The organism is Pseudomonas inefficax, assembly GCF_032164165.1.
GTDB classification, from domain to species: Bacteria; Pseudomonadota; Gammaproteobacteria; order Pseudomonadales; family Pseudomonadaceae; genus Aquipseudomonas; species Aquipseudomonas inefficax.
Genome location: NZ_CP134401.1, coordinates 3958439 through 3975803, shown reverse-complemented (window position 1 = coordinate 3975803; position 17365 = coordinate 3958439). Strand labels below are relative to the sequence as shown.

At 64.7% G+C, this 17365-nt stretch carries 18 protein-coding genes and 1 riboswitch; of the genes, 2 read left to right on the top strand and 16 right to left on the bottom strand.

The genetic code is table 11. From position 1 onward, the window contains the following. Positions 1-21: 21 nt before the first annotated feature. The 12 genes from RIN61_RS17965 to cobO all read right to left on the bottom strand — a co-directional run bounded on the left by RIN61_RS17965 (position 22) and on the right by cobO (position 10787). The gene (locus RIN61_RS17965) at positions 22-426 is read right to left on the bottom strand and encodes a MarR family winged helix-turn-helix transcriptional regulator (RefSeq protein WP_112252652.1); all 405 of its coding nucleotides are present in this window, start codon (positions 424-426) and stop codon (positions 22-24) included. A gap of 96 nt (positions 427-522) precedes the next feature. After that, positions 523-1638 (bottom strand): glycoside hydrolase family 5 protein, encoded by a 1116-nt coding sequence (locus RIN61_RS17960; RefSeq protein WP_181457371.1) that lies wholly within the window; start codon positions 1636-1638, stop codon positions 523-525. Positions 1639-1860: 222 nt separating this feature from the next. Next, positions 1861-2583: an adenosylcobinamide-GDP ribazoletransferase gene (locus RIN61_RS17955; RefSeq protein WP_313853196.1), complete on the bottom strand. Its 723-nt coding sequence runs from the start codon at positions 2581-2583 to the stop codon at positions 1861-1863. Between the two features lies 1 nt (position 2584). Next, positions 2585-3151 carry an alpha-ribazole phosphatase family protein gene (cobC, locus tag RIN61_RS17950; RefSeq protein WP_112252655.1) on the bottom strand — a complete coding sequence of 189 codons (567 nt, stop codon included), beginning with the start codon at positions 3149-3151 and terminating at the stop codon, positions 2585-2587. Then, entirely contained in the window at positions 3148-4203 is a 1056-nt protein-coding gene (gene cobT / locus RIN61_RS17945) for a nicotinate-nucleotide--dimethylbenzimidazole phosphoribosyltransferase (RefSeq protein WP_313857638.1), read from the bottom strand. The genes cobC and cobT overlap by 4 nt, the downstream gene beginning before the upstream one ends. A 169-nt stretch (positions 4204-4372) precedes the next feature. Continuing rightward, positions 4373-4894 (bottom strand): bifunctional adenosylcobinamide kinase/adenosylcobinamide-phosphate guanylyltransferase, encoded by a 522-nt coding sequence (cobU, locus tag RIN61_RS17940; RefSeq protein WP_112252656.1) that lies wholly within the window; start codon positions 4892-4894, stop codon positions 4373-4375. Position 4895: 1 nt separating this feature from the next. Next, entirely contained in the window at positions 4896-6350 is a 1455-nt protein-coding gene (locus RIN61_RS17935; protein ID WP_252378637.1) for a cobyric acid synthase, read from the bottom strand. Next, entirely contained in the window at positions 6347-7339 is a 993-nt protein-coding gene (cobD, locus tag RIN61_RS17930) for a threonine-phosphate decarboxylase CobD (protein ID WP_112252658.1), read from the bottom strand. Before cobD ends, RIN61_RS17935 begins: the two co-directional genes overlap by 4 nt. Then, positions 7332-8240, bottom strand: a complete 909-nt coding sequence (gene cbiB / locus RIN61_RS17925) for an adenosylcobinamide-phosphate synthase CbiB (protein WP_112252659.1) — start codon at positions 8238-8240, stop codon at positions 7332-7334. Before cbiB ends, cobD begins: the two co-directional genes overlap by 8 nt. Then, positions 8237-8887, bottom strand: a complete 651-nt coding sequence (bluB, locus tag RIN61_RS17920) for a 5,6-dimethylbenzimidazole synthase (protein WP_112252660.1) — start codon at positions 8885-8887, stop codon at positions 8237-8239. Before bluB ends, cbiB begins: the two co-directional genes overlap by 4 nt. Further along, positions 8884-10179 (bottom strand): cobyrinic acid a,c-diamide synthase CobB, encoded by a 1296-nt coding sequence (locus tag RIN61_RS17915; protein WP_313853189.1) that lies wholly within the window; start codon positions 10177-10179, stop codon positions 8884-8886. Before RIN61_RS17915 ends, bluB begins: the two co-directional genes overlap by 4 nt. After that, positions 10176-10787, bottom strand: coding sequence for a cob(I)yrinic acid a,c-diamide adenosyltransferase (gene cobO / locus RIN61_RS17910; RefSeq protein WP_013971375.1), 612 nt, complete (start codon positions 10785-10787; stop codon positions 10176-10178). Before cobO ends, RIN61_RS17915 begins: the two co-directional genes overlap by 4 nt. A 120-nt stretch (positions 10788-10907) precedes the next feature. Then, positions 10908-11127, bottom strand: a riboswitch (cobalamin riboswitch). Between the two features lie 167 nt (positions 11128-11294). Between cobO and RIN61_RS17905 the strand changes: the two genes are divergently transcribed. Then, positions 11295-11873 carry a hypothetical protein gene (locus RIN61_RS17905; RefSeq protein WP_112252662.1) on the top strand — a complete coding sequence of 193 codons (579 nt, stop codon included), beginning with the start codon at positions 11295-11297 and terminating at the stop codon, positions 11871-11873. A gap of 195 nt (positions 11874-12068) precedes the next feature. Here the strand turns inward: RIN61_RS17905 and RIN61_RS17900 are convergent, their stop codons facing one another. Next, positions 12069-12332 carry a DUF3077 domain-containing protein gene (locus RIN61_RS17900; protein ID WP_112252663.1) on the bottom strand — a complete coding sequence of 88 codons (264 nt, stop codon included), beginning with the start codon at positions 12330-12332 and terminating at the stop codon, positions 12069-12071. A gap of 1236 nt (positions 12333-13568) precedes the next feature. Here RIN61_RS17900 and RIN61_RS17895 point away from each other — a divergent pair. Next, a complete protein-coding gene (locus tag RIN61_RS17895) occupies positions 13569-14876 on the top strand; it encodes a PQQ-dependent sugar dehydrogenase (protein WP_112251133.1) in 1308 nt (435 codons plus the stop codon). Positions 14877-14921: 45 nt separating this feature from the next. Here RIN61_RS17895 and RIN61_RS17890 read toward each other — a convergent pair whose 3' ends face one another. From RIN61_RS17890 to hda, 3 genes are all read right to left on the bottom strand, one after another. Then, on the bottom strand, positions 14922-15455 hold the full coding sequence (locus RIN61_RS17890) for a C40 family peptidase (protein ID WP_112251131.1): 534 nt from the start codon (positions 15453-15455) through the stop codon (positions 14922-14924). A 138-nt stretch (positions 15456-15593) separates the two neighbouring features. Continuing rightward, positions 15594-16247, bottom strand: a complete 654-nt coding sequence (locus tag RIN61_RS17885; protein ID WP_112251129.1) for a C40 family peptidase — start codon at positions 16245-16247, stop codon at positions 15594-15596. Positions 16248-16374: 127 nt separating this feature from the next. Next, complete coding sequence (hda, locus tag RIN61_RS17880) at positions 16375-17082, bottom strand: DnaA regulatory inactivator Hda (RefSeq protein WP_112251127.1); 708 nt, start codon at positions 17080-17082, stop codon at positions 16375-16377. Positions 17083-17365 lie beyond the last annotated feature (283 nt).

The window sequence follows — 17365 nt, the reverse complement described above, 5'->3', positions numbered from 1 at the left end:
CCCGCTTATAGTCGTATCAAATCAAGCCAGTTGGTTCAGCAAACGCACCAGTTCATCCCGCTGCCCTGTCCCCAGCCGCTCCACCAGTTCGGCCTGTGCCTGTTCCCAGGCCGGATGGGCCGCACGCAGCAGCTGGGTACCGGCCTCGGTCAGCAGCACCACGCGGTTGCGCTGGTCGTCACCATCGGCCAAGGCCACCAGCCCTTCAGCCTCCAGCACCCGCAGGTTGCGGCCCAGGGTACTGCGCTCAAGGCCCATGGCTTCCGCCAACGTGGTGATACTGGGGCGATCGAGCCGCTGCAGATGACGCAACAGGGAAAACTGGGCGACATTGACCCCAAAGCCGGCAAGGGCCTCGTCGTAATGTCGGCTCACCCCACGGGCGGCACGACGCAGGTGGGTACAGATACATTCACTGGTCAGCATGGATACGTGTATATACCCGCGTCAGTAATGTTGCAAGAGAAAGCGTTAACGGGGCTGCTACGCAGCCCCAAGTTACCTAACTGACAGGCATAACCCTCAGCCCGGGTTCAAGCGCCTGCGAATCGGCTCGAACTCCGCTGTAGCCTTGCGCGCCAGCGGGTCTGGAGCGCCCTGCTCGATTGCCTGCCAATAGCGCCACGGCACCTTGGCCGAGCCCAATTCGTAGTCCATGCCGTCCCAGTTATCTTCACGAAAGCTGTAGAAGGCCCAGTGCAACCGGTAGTGATCCAGCACGCTGAGCACGTCTTCCAGGTATTGCCGGCAGCCCGGTAACCTGCGCATGCAGCCGAACTCGCCCACCACCAGGCGCGAGCTGGGCACTTTCATGGCGGCGGCCCAGTCCAGCGGCTGGCGCAGGTACTGCGCCACACGTTGCCCATCCCATTGCTGCGCCTGCCCCGCGAACGGTGCCGGCCCGGGATAGGCGATGGGTTGCTTGCGCGTCATGTTCGGTGCACTGGTCACCAGATAGGGCTCGTACATGTGTACGCTGTACAGCACCCGCTGGTCCTCCAGAGGTGCCGGCCAGTAACCGAAAGCGTCGGCGGCGGCGAACCAGCCGGCATCGAGCATGACCGGCGTGTCGGAGTCCTCCTCGCGAATGGCTGCTATCAACTGCCGATACAAGGCAGGCAGATCACGCGCACCGCCCTGCTGCCGTGCATACCACTGCTGCATTTGCCCAGGGTCGGCATGCTCGGCCAGGCCACCTTGCTTCTCCGGGGCGGGCTCGTTGACCAGGTTGTAGGCAGCGATGGCCGGGTGGCCTTTCAGCTCACGGGCCAGATCCCGCCAGAACGCCGCAGCCTGCAACCAGTAGCGTTTGTCTTGCCAGAGGCGGTCGTCGAACTGGCCCTGATTGTTTTGCGACCAACGCATGCCGGGTAGCGAAAGCGGTGCGATGACCACCTTGAGGCCGGCCTTGTGGGCGCGGTCGAGGGTGGCTCGCAGCGTGGCCAGGTCGGTGGCAGGCAGGCCTTGGTAGGCATCGGCATCGCCGAGGAGGAAGTCGCGTTCTGCCGGCTGCCACTTGTCGTAGGACAGCCGCACCCAAGTCGCGCCATAACCGCCCAAGGCGTCGAAGTAGGCTTGATCAGGTGGCAGCCGGTTGAAGCTGTTGCCACCGTGGCGGGGGCTGTTCCAGAAAGCCATGAGATCGGCTGCCATGGCTGCGGGCACCATGGCCAACAGAAACGCAGCGAGAATGACATGACGCATGGTGCCGACACTCCTCGACAGTTAGCGGAGGGGCAAGCATACGCCAGTGAAAAGATGTCGGCTCTTGCTGAGTTTTTCAGGAATTTACCGACACGTTAGGCTCAGAAACGCCCTACAGAAACATCCTGCTTGCGCGGTCACTTGCAGGAGCAAGACTCAGAGGCCCAACGCCAACCCCAGCACCACGGCCAGTTCGAGCAGCTCCAGCATTGCACCGGCGGTATCGCCGGTAGCCCCGCCCAGGCGCCGGCACATCAGCTGTCGCAACCAGGCAAACACGGCGAACGCCAGCAGCACGATCCACCCGCCCAGGCCCAGGCAGAAAAGCACACAGCCCAGCAGCACCCACCCGGCCGCATACCGGGGAAGATGCTCGGCCAGCGCCTGCCCCAAACCACCCTGCCGTACATAAGGCGTACTCAGGAACAGCCCAAGCATTGCTGCCCGCCCGATCAAGGGTGCCAGTAGCAACTGTGCGCCAATGCCCCGCTCGACCAGCACCCACAACGCGCAGAACTTCAGCAACAGCACCAGCACCAGGGTGACCACGGCAATCGGCCCACTACGCGGGTCTTTCATGATCAGCAGGGTGCGTTCGCGGTCACCGAAACCGCCAAGCCAGGCGTCGGCACTGTCTGCCAGGCCATCCAGGTGCAAAGCGCCACTGAGCAGCACCCACAATGTCAGCAGCAGGGCCGCGTGCAGCGGCGTCGGTGCACCCTGCAGCAGGTGGCTGGCCAGCCACAGCAACAGGCCGAACAGCAACCCGACCAGTGGGTAGCAGAGCAGCGAGCGGCCTATCTCGCGCGGCGCTGGCATGCCTGGCAGAGTCACCGGCAGGCTGCTGAGAAATTGCAAGGCAATCCACAACGGCAACATTTCAGCGCCCCTCGACCAACTGGCCGTCGTCACCCGGCACCAGCCGCATCAGCGCAGCGTGGCCGACTTCGACCTGCAGTAACTGCGCCCTCGGCAAACCACGGGCACGGGCCAGCAGCAGCCGCATCACGCCACCATGGGTGATCAGCAGCACGCGCTTGCCGGCATGCTGCCGACTCAGGCGTTCGACAGCAGCCAGCACGCGCTCGGCAAACGCCTCGACCGGCTCGCCATTTGGCGGTGTGAATGCGTAAGGGTCCGCCCAGAAGCGCCCCAGCGCGTCCGCCTGGTCTTCCATGATCTGCGCCGCACTACGGCCCTCCCAGTCGCCAAAATGCAGCTCCTGTAACGCCGCTTCACGCTGTACGGGCAGGTTCAGCCGCTCGCCCAGCTCCTCGGCAAAATGCGCACAGCGCTGCAGCGGCGAACTGACCAGGACCTCCCACGGGCCGGCTTCGGCCACGGCATGGCGCATCTGCGCCCAGCCCTTGGCAGTCAAGGCATCATCAAGGCTACCACGCAGCCCGCCCTGTTCCGTTTCGCCATGGCGCAGCAGGTCGAGGATCATGCCGAGCGGTCCGCCACCGCAGCCTCGGCGAAGGTCGCCATCTGCCCGTGCAACGCACAGGCCAGGCGCAACAGCGGCACGGCCAGGGCAGCCCCACTGCCCTCGCCCAGGCGCAGGCCCAGCGCCAGCAACGGTTCGGCCTGCAACGCGTCGAGCAAGGCTTTGTGCCCAGGCTCTGCGCCTTGGTGGGCGAACAGCAGCCAAGCCCGGCACTGCGGGTTGAGGCGCACCGCCAGCAGCGCGGCGACACTGCAGATGAAGCCGTCCACCAGTACCGCGATACCTGCCTGCGCGCAACCAATGTAGGCACCGGCCAAGGCCGCGATCTCGAAACCACCGACACAACCCAGTGCCTGCAATGGATCGTTAGCGCTCAGGCCATGCAGGCTCAGCGCCCGTTCGATGACCTCGGCCTTGTGCCGCACCCCGGCGTGGTCCAGGCCGGTGCCCGGGCCACTCAACTCAGCCGGCGGGCAGCCCAGCAGGACGCTGGCCAAGGCAGCGGCAGCCGTGGTGTTGCCAATACCCATCTCGCCACCGATGAACAGCTGCGCGCCCTGTTCGGCGGCGCGCACGGCACTATCGCGACCAGCCTGCAGGGCGGCCTGCAGCTGGCCCTCGGTCATCGCTGGCTGGCGGGCGAAGTTGGCGGTACCGGCGCCCAGGCGCAGATGGCGCACGCCAGGCAGTTCCAGGTGCGGGTCGATGGTGCCCAGGTCGACCACTTCCAGGCTTGCCTGCAGCTGGCGCGCCAGCACGCTGATCGCCGCGCCACCGCCGACGAAGTTGCGCAGCATCTGCCCGGTCACCGCTTGCGGGTAGGCCGAGATGCCTTCCTCGACCACGCCGTGGTCACCGGCAAAAATGCTGATTGCGGTGCGGTCCAGGGTCGGCCGCTCACAGCCCTGCAGGCCGGCCAGCTGAATGGCCAGGCCTTCCAGCTGGCCCAGCGAACCGGCAGGTTTGGTCAACTGCTGCTGACGGGCGCGGGCCTGGTCCATGGCGGGGTTGTCGAGAGGTTGGCAGGGGGATTGCCACCAGGGTTGGGTCATGGTCATGGGCCTGTTCGTAGTTGGGTAATGGAAGCTTACAGAAACTCCGTAAGCGCGCCGTGCACCCTGTGGGAGCGGGTTCACCCGCGAAAAATGCGACGCGGTGCATGGCACCGGCTACGCCGGTGTTCGCGGGTAAACCCGCTCCCACAGGGGCCCTGCCAGATGCTCACGGCGCGGGTCCTTTGAGCATTAGGGGCAGGCCGGCCACGGTCAGCACCACGCGCTGACAGCGTTCGGCCACAGCCTGGTGCAGCCAGCCGGCCAGGTCGACATAGCGCCGGGTCAGCTCACCCATGGGCACGACGCCCAGGCCGGTTTCGTTACTGACCAGGATCACCGTGCCCGGCAACTGTTCCAGGCAGGCCAGCAGCGCATCACGCTCCTCGGCCAGGCGCTGGTCATCTTCGAGCATCAGCAGGTTGGTCAGCCACAGGGTCAGGCAATCCACCAGCAGGCACCGCCCTTCGGCCGCTTCGGCGCGCAGTACCGCGGCCAGGGCCAGGGGTTCTTCGATCACCCCCCAGTCACCGGGGCGACGCTGGCGGTGCAGCAGCACACGTTCGTTCATTTCACCATCCAGCGGCTGGCTGGTGGCGATGTAGGTCACCGGCAGGCCACTGGCGCTGGCAAGTTGTTCGGCCAGGCGGCTCTTGCCAGAGCGGGCGCCGCCGAGGATCAGGTTGAGCATGTCAGGCCACCCCACAGAGTTGGCGCAGGCGCGCGGTGTCCAGGTGCTTTTCCACCAGGTCGGCCAGGCGCTCGATATCGCGTTCGCGCAGGGCCTCGTAATCAATGACCTGCACATCCTCCAGGCCAGCCCAGCGCAGCAACGCCGCGCACGACTGGCTGCCTTCGAACAGGCCGTGCAGGTAGGTGGCAAGTATCTGGCCATCGGCACTGACAGCACCATCGCAACGGCCATCGGCAAGTTGCACGGCAGGCTGCTCCAGGGCAGGCCCCGTGGTGACGCCGGCATGAATTTCGTAACCGGCAATCGGAACTGTGTCGAGGTTCAGCGTGCCAACGACGTTGCGCAGCTGCTTCTCGGCTTCGAGCACCGTGGCGTAATCGAACAGGCCAAGCCCCGGGCTGGAGCCAGCCCCCCCTTCAAGACCAAGCGGGTCACGCACTTCGCGGCCCAGCATCTGCAGGCCACCGCAGATACCGATCAGCTTGCCGCCATAACGCAGGTGCCGGTCGATGGCCTTGTCCCAACCGCGCTCACGCAGTTGCGCCAGGTCGCCGCGCACACTCTTGGAACCCGGCAGGATGATCAGGTCGGCAGCCGGGATCGGCTGGCCCGGGCCGATGAACTGCAGGTCCACCTGGGGGTGCAGGCGCAGTGGGTCGAAGTCGGTGTGATTGCTGATACGCGGCAGCACCGGGACGATCACCTTGAGCACGCGCTCGGTCTTCGCCCCCTGGCGCACATCGATGCCGTCTTCGGCTTCCAGATGCAGGTCGGTGACATACGGCAGCACACCCAGCACCGGTTTGCCGGTGCGCTGCTCCAGCCAGTCCAGCCCCGGCTGCAGCAAGGCGATGTCGCCGCGAAAGCGGTTGATGACAAAACCCTTTACCCGCGCTTGCTCACTGGGCGACAGCAGCTCCAGCGTGCCGACCAGATGGGCGAACACGCCACCACGATTGATGTCGGCAACCAGGATCACCGGGCAGTCCACCGCTTCGGCAAAGCCCATGTTGGCGATGTCACCGGCACGCAGGTTGATCTCCGCTGGCGAGCCCGCGCCCTCGACCATGACCACCGGCCAGGCGGCGCTCAAACGCTGGTGCGAAGCCAGCACCGCCTGCATGGCGATGGCCTTGTAGTCGTGGTAGGCCACCGCATTCATGCTGGTGACGGCACGACCATGAATGATCACCTGGGCGCCGGTGTCGCTGTTGGGCTTGAGCAGCACCGGGTTCATGTCGGTGTGTGGTTGCAGCCGGCAGGCCTGGGCCTGAACCGCCTGGGCCCGGCCGATTTCACCGCCGTCGGCGGTCACCGCGCTGTTCAGCGCCATGTTCTGCGGCTTGAACGGCACCACGCCGACGCCCTGGCGCAACAGCCAGCGGCACAGTGCGGTCACCAGCGTGCTCTTGCCGGCGTCGGAGGTGGTGCCCTGCACCATGAGCGTAGTCATGCCGTTTCCTTTTGATAATCCGCCAGGGCCTGGGCCAGGCGCAGCTCATCCGCCGCGCATTCTGGCAGCCCAAGGCGTACCGCTGGCGGCTGCTCGAACAACCGCACCAGGATGCCGCGGCGGGCAAGAAAGTCATGCAGGTGCGCGGCATGCTCGCTGCGCACGTACTGAAACAGGTCGCAACCGCCGCTGGGCGCCAGGTCGGCGCTGCGCAACAGCATCGCCAGCCGCTGGCTGGCGGCGGCGCAGCGTTCGACCTGCACACGCTGGGCAGCGTGGTCGGCAAGGCTGGCCTGGGCCAGCACCCGGGTCGGGCCATTGACCGTCCACGGGCCGAGCAACTCGGCCAGGCGCTGCAGCAGGCTGCGTTCGGCGGCAACGAACCCGAGACGCACGCCAGCCAGGCCGAAGAACTTGCCGAACGAGCGCAGCACGATCAGCCCTGGGCGCTCGGCACAATCGACCACGCCATCCGCCGGGGTGTTGTCCATGAACGCTTCGTCGACCAACAGCCAGCCACCGCGGGCAGCCAGGCGCGCGTGCCACTCCAGCAGGCGCTCACGCGGCACCCGGCGGCCGGTGGGGTTGTTGGGGTTGACCAGCACCAGTACATCGAGGCTGTCGAGCGTCGCGTCGACCTGCGTTTCGTCCAGCTCTAGCAACTGGTGCCCCGCCCGTTGCCAGGCGTAGGGGTGCTCGGCATAGCACGGCGTCATTACCCCTACCCGACCGGTTGCGCGCAGCAGTGGCAAGGCCTGGATCGCAGCTTGGGAACCAGCCACCGCCAGCAATTGGCGGGCGCCGTAATACGCCCGTGCAGCGTCTTCCAGGCCGTCCTCGGTCTCCGGCAGGCGGGCCCAGGCCTCCATGGGAATCGGTGGAATCGGAAAAGGCCATGGCGCAATGCCGCTGGACAGATCGAGCCACTGCTCGCGGGCGATGCCGTATTGCCGTACCGCCCGCAGCAGGCGGCCTCCGTGTTCAAGCATTGATATAGGCCCCCAGGCAGATCACCAACAGCCACAGCCATACGCCGCGCTGCACCAGGCCCCAGCCGCGCTCGATGGCGTCGGCGTCGGCCACTGGCCCGTCACCCAGGCGTGGCCGCTCATGCAGCTCGCCGTGGTACACCGCTGGCCCACCGAGTTCCACCCCTAACGCACCAGCACCGGCAGCCATCACCGGCCCGGCATTGGGGCTATCCCACAGCGGGCCCTGCTTGCGCCAGCAGGCCAGGGCCAGGCGGGTCTTGCCCAGCAGCGCGTAGGTCAATGCCACCAGCCTGGCGGGAATATAGTTGAGCACATCGTCGACGCGCGCCGCGCACCAGCCGAAGCGTTCGAAGCGCTCGTTGCGGTAGCCCCACATGGCGTCCAGGGTGTTGCTCAGGCGGTACAGCACCACGCCCGGCGCGCCAGCCACCACGAACCAGAACAGCGCGGCGAATACCGCGTCGCTGCCATTCTCCAGCACCGATTCGGTGGCCGCTCGGGCTACCGCGGGTTCGTCCAGTTCGCGGGTTTCGCGGCTGACCAGGTAGCCCACACGGCGCCGCGCTTCCTGTAGGTCACCCTGGCGCAAGGCACTGGCCACCGGCAACACATGTTCGCCCAGGCTGCGCAGCCCGACAGCGCAGTACAGTGCCAGCACATCGACCAGCCAGCCGATATACGGCAGCCAGGAGAGGATCAGTGCCAACAGGGTAAGCGGCACCACGGCGAGGAACCATGCGCTCACCCCGTGGCTGCGCCAGCCGCGCCCACCGGCATTCAAGCGGCGCTCAAGGTTACTGGCCATGTTGCCGAAGGCCACCAGCGGGTGGCGCCGCTGCGGCTCGCCCAGCAAGGCATCCAGGGCCACCCCGGCCACGGTCAGCAAGGCCACGCTCATTGGTGCTCTCCCCATTGGTTCTCAAAGAGCATTTCACTCAAAGGCCGTTCCTCGGCCCAGTTTTCCAGCACCAGCATCGGTGCCGGGTAGAACTCGGTTACCGGCCCCAGGCACAGCACTGCGACCGGCTTGGCCCCGGCCGGCATGCCCAGCAGCGCCGCCAGCGCCTGCGGGTCGAACAGCGACACCCAGCCCATGCCAAGGCCTTCGCCACGGGCGGCCAGCCACAGGTTCTGGATGGCGCAGGCCAGCGAGGCCAGGTCCATTTCGGGCAAAGTGCGGCGGCCGAAGATATGCGGCTCGCGGTTGTCCATCAGGGCGGCCACCAGCAGCTCGGCGCAGTCGTTGATGCCTTCCACCTTCAGTTTCATGAAGGCGTCGGAGCGTTCGCCCAAGGCTTCGGCGGTACGTACCCGCTCTGCTTCCACCAATGCCTGGATGCGCGTGCGCAGGTCGCGCCGGGTGATGCGGATGAAACGCCAGGGCTGCATCAACCCGACGCTCGGTGCCTGGTGCGCGGCAGCCAACAGGCGGCCCAGCAGTTCCGGGGCTACCTCGCCACCGGCGAAGTGGCGCATGTCACGGCGTTCGCCGATGGCCCGGTAGATCGCGGCGCGCTCGACGTCGCTGTAGGCGTGCTCGCTCATGGTCGCAACAGCGCCGCCGCCGCATCTGGGTTGGAGGGGAAGTAGAAGTGCACGTAGGAAGCCGTCAGCCGACCCAGGCGGTACACCGCTTCGTGGCCACGCCCGCCGTTGGGGCTCAGGCCTCGGGCAATCGGCTCCAGTGCGGTACTGGTCAGCGAATGGTGATAGGTGTGCCCGCGCAAGGTGCCTTCCGGTAGTTCCACCGCCTGCAGCGCCAGGGCTGCCAGGCGCTTCTGCATGGTTGCTTCGCCGGGCAGCAGGCCGAGCAGTTCGGCACGCTCGCCGGCTACGTCAGTCAGGGCATCGAGCAGGTACAGCATGCCGCCGCACTCTGCCAGCAACGGTTTGCCCAAGGCGTGATGGGCGCGTATCGCCTCGCTCATCGGCGCATTGGCGGCCAGGGCGTGATGGTGCAGTTCGGGATAACCGCCCGGCAGGTACAGGCTGTCCACTGCTGGCAGCTCGCGGTCATGCAGCGGCGAGAAAAACTCCAGCTGTGCCCCCAGCTTGCGCAGCAGGTCGAGGTTGGCGCCATAGGTGAAGGCAAAGGCCTCGTCCCGCGCCACGCCAATGCGCACACCGGTCAACGAGGCAGCACTGGCTTGCGGTTCGGGTTCGGCAAAGGCCACTGGCGGCGGCAAGGCAGCATCGCAACTGGCACCAAGCGCCTCGGCAGCGGCATCCAGGCGCGCGTCCAGGTCGTTCAGTTCGCTGGCCTGGACCAGCCCCAGGTGGCGGCTGGGCAGCTCGATACCGCGCTCGCGGGACAAGCCCCCATACCAGCGCAGGCCTTCGGTCAGGCTGCCTTCCAGCAGTTGCGCATGGCGCAGGCTGCCAACCCGGTTGGCCAGCACACCGGCAAATGGCAGGTCCGCCTGGTAGCGCGCCAGGCCCAAGGCCAGGGCGCCGAAGGTCTGGGCCATGGCCGTGCCATCGATCACCGCCAGCACCGGCACGCCGAAGTGGCGCGCCAGGTCGGCGCTGGACGGCGTGCCGTCGAACAGCCCCATCACCCCTTCGATCAGGATCAGGTCGGCCTCGCCGGCGGCTTCCCACAGCAGGCGGCGGCTTTCCTCGGCGCCGATCATCCACAGGTCGAGCTGATACACCGGCGCGCCGCTGGCCCGCTCGAGGATCATCGGGTCGAGAAAGTCGGGCCCGCACTTGAACACCCGCACCTTGCGCCCGAGGTTGCGGTGCAGGCGGGCCAGGGCGGCGGTGACGGTGGTCTTGCCCTGGCCAGAGGCCGGTGCCGCGATCAGTACGGCGGGGCAATGGCGCGGCTGGCTCACAGCTCCACGCCCTTCTGTGCACGAATGCCGGCCTGGAACGCGTGCTTGAGCATGCCCATCTCGGTCACGGTGTCGGCCAGCTCGATCATCTCGGGTTTCGCGGCACGGCCAGTGACGATTACATGCTGCATCGGTGGGCGGGCCTGGATGTCGGACAGCACCTGATCAAGGTCGAGGTAGCCGTGCTTGAGGGCGATGTTCAGTTCATCGAGCACCACGAACTGCACGCTCGGGTCTTGCAGCAACTGGCGCGACACGGCCCAGGCCGCTTCGGCGGCGGCGATGTCGCGCTGGCGGTCCTGGGTTTCCCAGGTAAAGCCTTCGCCCATCACGTGGTAGCGCACCTGCTCGGGGAAGCGGCGGAAGAACAGCTCCTCGCCGGTGCTGTTGCGGCCTTTGATGAACTGCACCACACCGCACTGCATGCCATGGCCCAGGGCGCGAGCGAGCATACCGAAGGCCGAGCTGCTCTTGCCCTTGCCATTGCCGGTCAGCACCAGCAGCAGGCCGCATTCGTTGGGGGAATTGGCGATACGTTCGTCGATGATCGCCTTCTTGCGCTGCATGCGCGCCAGGTGGCGTTCGTCGCGTTCGGTGGATTCGCTCATCAGGGTTCTCCGCTGGCTGGCGCCACGGCAACGCGCGGCGACAGGTAAAAGGCGGGCAGACGGAGAACGCGCAGGGGCCGTGGCCGTAGGCCACGGTGCACCGCGCATCACCCTCCGTGATGCCGTTGGCAGTATCAGGCCGGTCTCCGGGCTTGTGAGCGGGCCTTGGCCCAAGCCTGCGCGCCTTCCCGGGTGCTGGCACCCAGTGGCCCTGCGCGGCCGCGACTCACCTACCGTTGCGGGGGCAGCGCCGGAATCGCGCCATGCTGGCACCCACCGGCTTCCCAGTTTCACCCTGCCCAGACGGGGCTGGCAGGACACCTGAAACACGCGCGAAGGTTAGAGGGTTGCACCGGGAGCGTCAATCGAAGCGGGCTGCTTTGCAGTCGAACAGGCATCGCCCGGGTAATGGCCAATTCACCTGGTTGTGCCACACTGAATACAGTGATATCACATAGCCATTACTTTCAGCTGAACGCGACAACAACGATAACAGGAGAGCGCAGCATGCGAGGCCAGATCATCAACAACCCGCGTCTGGAGTTCCTCGCCCCGGCGCTGGAGCGCTGGGGCGACTGTATCGACCGCTTCAACCAGTTTGCCGGCGATGCCGAAGCACCTTATTGGCATGGTGCAGCCGCCAATACCGGGCTGCTTGCCGCAGCGGCGTGGCAGGCCGAACTGGCGGCGCTGCAGCAGTTTGCCGGCAAGAAGCAGCGCGACGAAGGCGAGTATGAAGGGCGCTGCGACCTGTCGATCAGCAGTGCCGATGAAGCGCTGTACCTCAGTGTCAGCCAGCGCTGGCCAAAAATCGCCCGGCTGGACATGGCCGACGCCCTGCAGCAGACCGCTGCCCTCGCGCGTCAGGTGGCCTACCCCAGCCAGTTGAAGGCCGGGGCGTTGTTCATCAGCCCGTGGAAGGCTGGCCAGCATGCCAGCCCTGAGGAACTGCAGGACCTGGTCGACGACCTGCAGAAACATACTGCCTGTGCCATCGCCTGGTACTTCCCGTATGCCTATCGCAAGTTGCACAACGAGCTGGGGCAGTATTTTCCGGGGGTGGCGTTGTTGCTCAAGCAGGCTTGAAGCAACTTCGGCTCAGGCCGGGGCCGGAACTCGTTTCGCAAGCGCGATATGGCTTCTGTGGGAGCGGGCGTGCCCGCGAAGAATTCAACGCGGTGGCTGGCACCGGCTACGCCGGTATTCGCGGGCGCGCCCGCTCCCACAGAGCCCCTGCTAAATCTTTCAGTTATATGCGGCCCCCTGCGCGCCCTTCAGGTCCTAACGCATCATGCCGAGTTCGGCATCATCCAGCAGCGCTTTGCCCAAGGCACAAAGGTAGTGCGCGGCCCAGATCAGCTTTGGCTTGTCTTCCATCAGGCCGTCGATGGTCAGATCCCGTGCATAGCCAATCAATTCCGAGGCTTGTTCGCGGGCGTTCTGGCAGGAGATGCCGGGTTCGATGCGGAACAGGGGGTGGGTCTGGTTTTCACCTTGAAAGAATATGGTTTTGCCGACTGTGCATTTCGTGTCTTCGGTGGTCATTTAGGGCTCCTGTCGTAGTGAAGCGACCACCGACCGCGGCTAAACAGTATGGTGGCAGCTGTACGTGGGTTAGCCGACCGGGACGTCAGGCACCCGGCGCACCCGCAGGTGCCCCACGCACAGCCGCCATGAGGCGCCAATGCCGATTGCTCGGTATTGCACGGCTGCGGTGTCTGACGATTTCGGGCGGCTAACCCGGTCATTGAAGGTCAACGACATGCCGAGACTAGAGACCGCATTTGGCACGCGCAACGGAGAATAGGCGTTGGGAGTATCTTTGGGAAACGGCCTACAAGAAAGGTGTTAAATCTGATTCTTGGGCCCGCCCCGCCACCTTGCAACTGGCACATTGAGCCACCACCAGACCTGCACGCTCTTGCTCTTGCTCTTGCTCTTGCTTTTGCTTTTGCTTTTGCTTTTGCTTTTGCTTTTGCTTTTGATCTTGATCTTGATCTTCGCGACTTCAGGAGGCCGAGCAGAGGTCTTGCGGAGGGAGGTGACGGGCATGGATGCCCGTCAAGCGCTGAGGCCCCATGGATGGGGCCTGCAGCGCGTACTCCCGGGAGCAAGACCGGCGCGAGGGAACCCCGGAGCGCAGCGTAGGGGCCGGATGATGGGAGCGCAGCGTTTTTTGGTTACTTTTTGTCGCGTTTGACAAAAAGTGACTCGCCGTAAGGGCGAAAAGGTGAGTATGAGTCGCCATCGTAAATGGACTATGCCCGATATCAAAACCAGTACTTTTCCGCTCTTTGCTCTTTGCTCTTTGCTCTTTGCTCTTTGCTCTTTGCTTTCAAGCGTGGGCATCAACAACAAGGTCAACATTCATTTGCGAAGGTGGCGCTTAATCACCTTTCCGCCCTTACGGCGGGTCACTTTTTGTCAAACGCGACAAAAAGTAACCAAAAAACGCTGGCTCCTATCATCCGGCCCCTACGCTGCGCTCCGGGGTTCCCTCGCTACGGGCCTGCTCCCGGGAGTACGCGCTGCAGGCCCCATCCATGGGGCCTCAGCGCTTGACGGGCATCCATGCCCGTCACCTCCCTCCGCAGTCCCACCGCTCGGCCTCCTGAAGTCGCAATCTGCGGCGCCTGAACTATCGCGCGCTTAGAAGCAAAAGCAACGGCAACGACAACGACAACGACAACGACAACGACAACGACAGTTGGATGGTTGCCGGGAACCTGGCGAATGCCGCCGACCTCTCAATTCATAGGCCCTGTTAGGAGGACGCCGCCCATGAAACACCTGACGCCTTGGTTATTGGCCGCCAGCCTGACTGCCTGCGGCGAAACCGCCCTGCTGAATGTACTCGACGGCAGTGGCCCAACGCCCCAGTTGCCCGCTCCGGTCAAAACTGCCCTCCCCACCGTGAATATCGCCCCGGCAGTGGGCTGGCCAAAGGACGACAAGCCCGAGGCAGCACCAGGAACTCAGGTGAAAGCGTTTGCCAGCGGACTGGACCACCCTCGCTGGCTTTACCTGTTGCCCAACGGCGACGTGCTGGTGGCCGAAACCAACGCCCCGCCAAAGCCCGAAGATGGCAAGGGCCTGCGCGGCTGGGTCATGAAGAAGGTGATGAAGCGGGCAGGTGCAGGCGTGCCCAGCGCCAACCGCATTACCCTGCTGCGTGACGCCGACCACGACGGCGTGGCAGAAATCCGCACAACCTTCATCGAAGACCTCAACTCACCGTTCGGCATGGCCCTGGTCGGCAAGAACCTCTACATCGCCAACACCGACAAGCTGCTGCGCTTTCACTACGAGCCCGGTGCCATGCAAATTCGCAATGAAGGCCAGTCGGTGGTCGAGTTGCCAGGCGGGCCGCTCAACCACCACTGGACCAAGAACGTGATCGCCAGCCCCAATGGCAAGAAGCTTTTCGTGACGGTCGGTTCCAACAGCAACGTAGGCGAAAACGGCCTGGACAAGGAACAGGGGCGCGCCGCGATCTGGGAAGTTGACCCAGCCAGCGGCCAGCACCGCCTGTTCGCCACCGGCCTGCGCAACCCAAACGGCCTGGCCTGGGAGCCACACAGCGGTGCGTTGTGGACGGCAGTCAACGAGCGTGACGAGATCGGCAGCGATCTGGTGCCGGACTACATCACCTCCGTGAAGGACGGCGGTTTCTATGGCTGGCCCTACAGCTACTATGGCAGGCATGTGGACGAGCGCGTACAACCGCCAGCGCCTGACAAAGTGGCCCAGGCGCTGGTTCCCGACTATGCCGTGGGCCCACACACGGCTTCGCTGGGGCTGGCATTCGCCGAACCGAATGGGCTACCACCGCCGTTCCAACAGGGGGCGTTCGTGGGCCAGCATGGGTCGTGGAACCGCAAGCCGCACAGTGGCTACAAGGTGATTTTCGTGCCGTTCGACCCGTCAGGAAAACCCTCGGGCAAGCCTGTGGACCTGCTTACCGGGTTTCTGGATGAGCATGGCAAGGCCAAGGGCCGCCCGGTCGGGGTAATCAATGATGGGCGTGGCGGCGTGCTGGTAGCCGATGATGTCGGCAATGTGGTCTGGCGGGTGAGCAAGGCGCCGTGAGCCCGCATTGCCAACAGGATTGGGGCCGCTTTGCGGCCCTGCCATTCAGGGATTCTGCGCCAGATGCCCTTGCGGTATGACGCGCTTCGCCTGCAGGTAAGCCTTGGCCCAGTAGCTGTTGGACAGGTAGTCCAGGCGCACCGTGCCGCCGCTTGAAGGCGCATGCACGAAGCGCCCTTCCCCGACATAAATGCCAGCATGGCTGACCTGCGAGCCACCACTGGTGGCGAAGAACACCAGGTCACCGGACTGCAGCGAGTTGGCATCCACGGTCGGTGCGCGCATGACGATCATCTCACGCGTAGAACGCGGCAGGCTTATGCCGGCGGCATCACGGTAAACGTACTTGATCAGGCCACTGCAATCGAAACCGGAATCTGGCGTGTTGCCACCCCAGCGATAAGGCGTGCCCACCAGGCCGATAGCACGCATCAGCACGTCATCGGCAATCGGCGAAGGGCTGGGTTGGCTATAGGTTACCTGCGGCTGTACCACAGGGGCCGGCGCAGGCGCACGGCTGGAGCAGGCAGCCAGCAAGGCTGCCAAGGGGAGAAATGCGAAGCGCGCCATCTTTACCATGGCCAGAACATCCTGTCTGAGTCCGCTGGGCCGCAGCCGAAAAGAGTTGAGAATTTAGATTAGACGTTTTCTATAAATGCGCACGGCGGCGAGCTTTTTCAAAGCATCGCCGCCGTGGCAGGATATATCATTTTGCTATCAGTTGCGCGCGATATTGGTGGTCGGCGCCATGGCCAAGGCACGCTTGGCTTCGATGAAGGTCTTGCTCCAGTAGCGATCACCGAGGCTGTCGATGCGCACGCCACCGCTGCGGCGGCTGCTGGAGTGGATGAACTGGTTGTCACCCAGGTAGATGCCGGCATGGCTGACGCGGCCGCGGCCATTGGTGCTGAAGAACAGCAGGTCACCTGGCTTGAGCTTGTTGCGGGCCACTTTCGGCGCATCGACGTTGATCATTTCTCGCGTGGAACGCGGCAGGGTCACGCCCGCTTCTTCGCGGAACAGGTAGCCGATGAAACCACTGCAGTCGAAGCCGGACTTCTCCGAGGTACCACCGAAGCGGTAGCGGGTGCCGATCAACGACATGCCGCGCTCTAGAATGCTGTCAGCCAGTGCTGGCAACTGGTAAGGCTTGCTGCTGGAGAAAGACTGCAGGTCATCTTCGGTGGCCAGCTCTTCCGGCTCGCCGAATACCGACGAGGACGAGGCTTTGGCCTTGAACGCCGATTGTGCGGCGATCGGGGAGTGATCCTGGGACTGCGGCTCTGAATGAGATGCTGGGCCTTGGGCCGCGCAGCCAAAAAGCAGGGTCACGAGTGCGAGTGGCACGAGGGGTGCGAAGCGCTTCAGCATGGGCACGACCGTGTCTGTAATCCTTTAGAAGGGTGAAACTATGCCCTCTATCATGGCCATTTGCAAATTTTATCGAAAAAGATGTGACTTTTTTGTTTTGCCGCTCTGGCCCAACGTTTTCAGGGGCTTACCAACCCAGGGTTTCCTTGAGGAAAGGAATGGTGAGCTTGCGTTGCGCCTGCAACGAGGCCTGGTCGAGGCGTTCGAGCAGGTCGAACAACGCACTCATGCTGCGTGCGCCGCGGGTGAGGATGAAGTGGCCGACTTCATCGGTGAGGTGCAAGCCACGGCGCGATGCACGCAGTTGCAGGGCGCGCAGCTTGTCTTCGTCGGACAGGCCACGCATCTGGAACACCAGGGCCAGGGTCAGCCGCGACTTCAGGTCGGGCAGCTTGATCGGCAGTTCGCGCGGCGATGCCGAGGCAGCCAGCAGCAGCCGCCGGCCGCTGTCACGCAGGCGGTTGAACAGGTGGAACATGGCCTCTTCCCAGTCAGCCTTGCCGGCGATCACGTGCAGGTCATCGATGCACACCAGTTCGTACTGGGCCAGGTAGTCGAGCAGCCCTACACCACGATCGAGCAATTGCGCGAGCGGCAGGTAGACAGCGGGTTCGCCGCGTTGCTGGAAGCGATGGGTGGCAGCCTGTAGCAGGTGGGAACGGCCAACACCTTGCTTGCCCCACAGATAGATAAGGCTCTCGGTCCAGCCGGCGTCGGCTTCGCATAACCGCTCGACGTAGCCCAATGCCGCAGCATTGGCGCCCGGATAGTAGTTGATGAAGGTGGCGTCATCGCGCAGGCGCACACCCAGGGGCAACTGGATCGGTGGTTTCATGCTCGCGGGCGGTCGACAGGACCGCAGGGGGCCTTTGGTGAACAATCTGCAAAGTCTATACCCGCAGCGCGGGGCGCACAATCACGGCAGCGGATAGCCCAAGTAAAATCAACGAGTTGCGCGCCAAACGCCTGTGGCATCGGCCCTGTAGGAGCGGCCTTGTGTCGCGATGGGCCGCAAGGCGGCCCCGGAAATCCTGAGCCAGGGCAGATATCCTGGGGCCGCTGCGCGCCCCATCGCGACGCAAGGCCGCTCCTACAAGGGTCAGCGCAGCCAAGAGGCC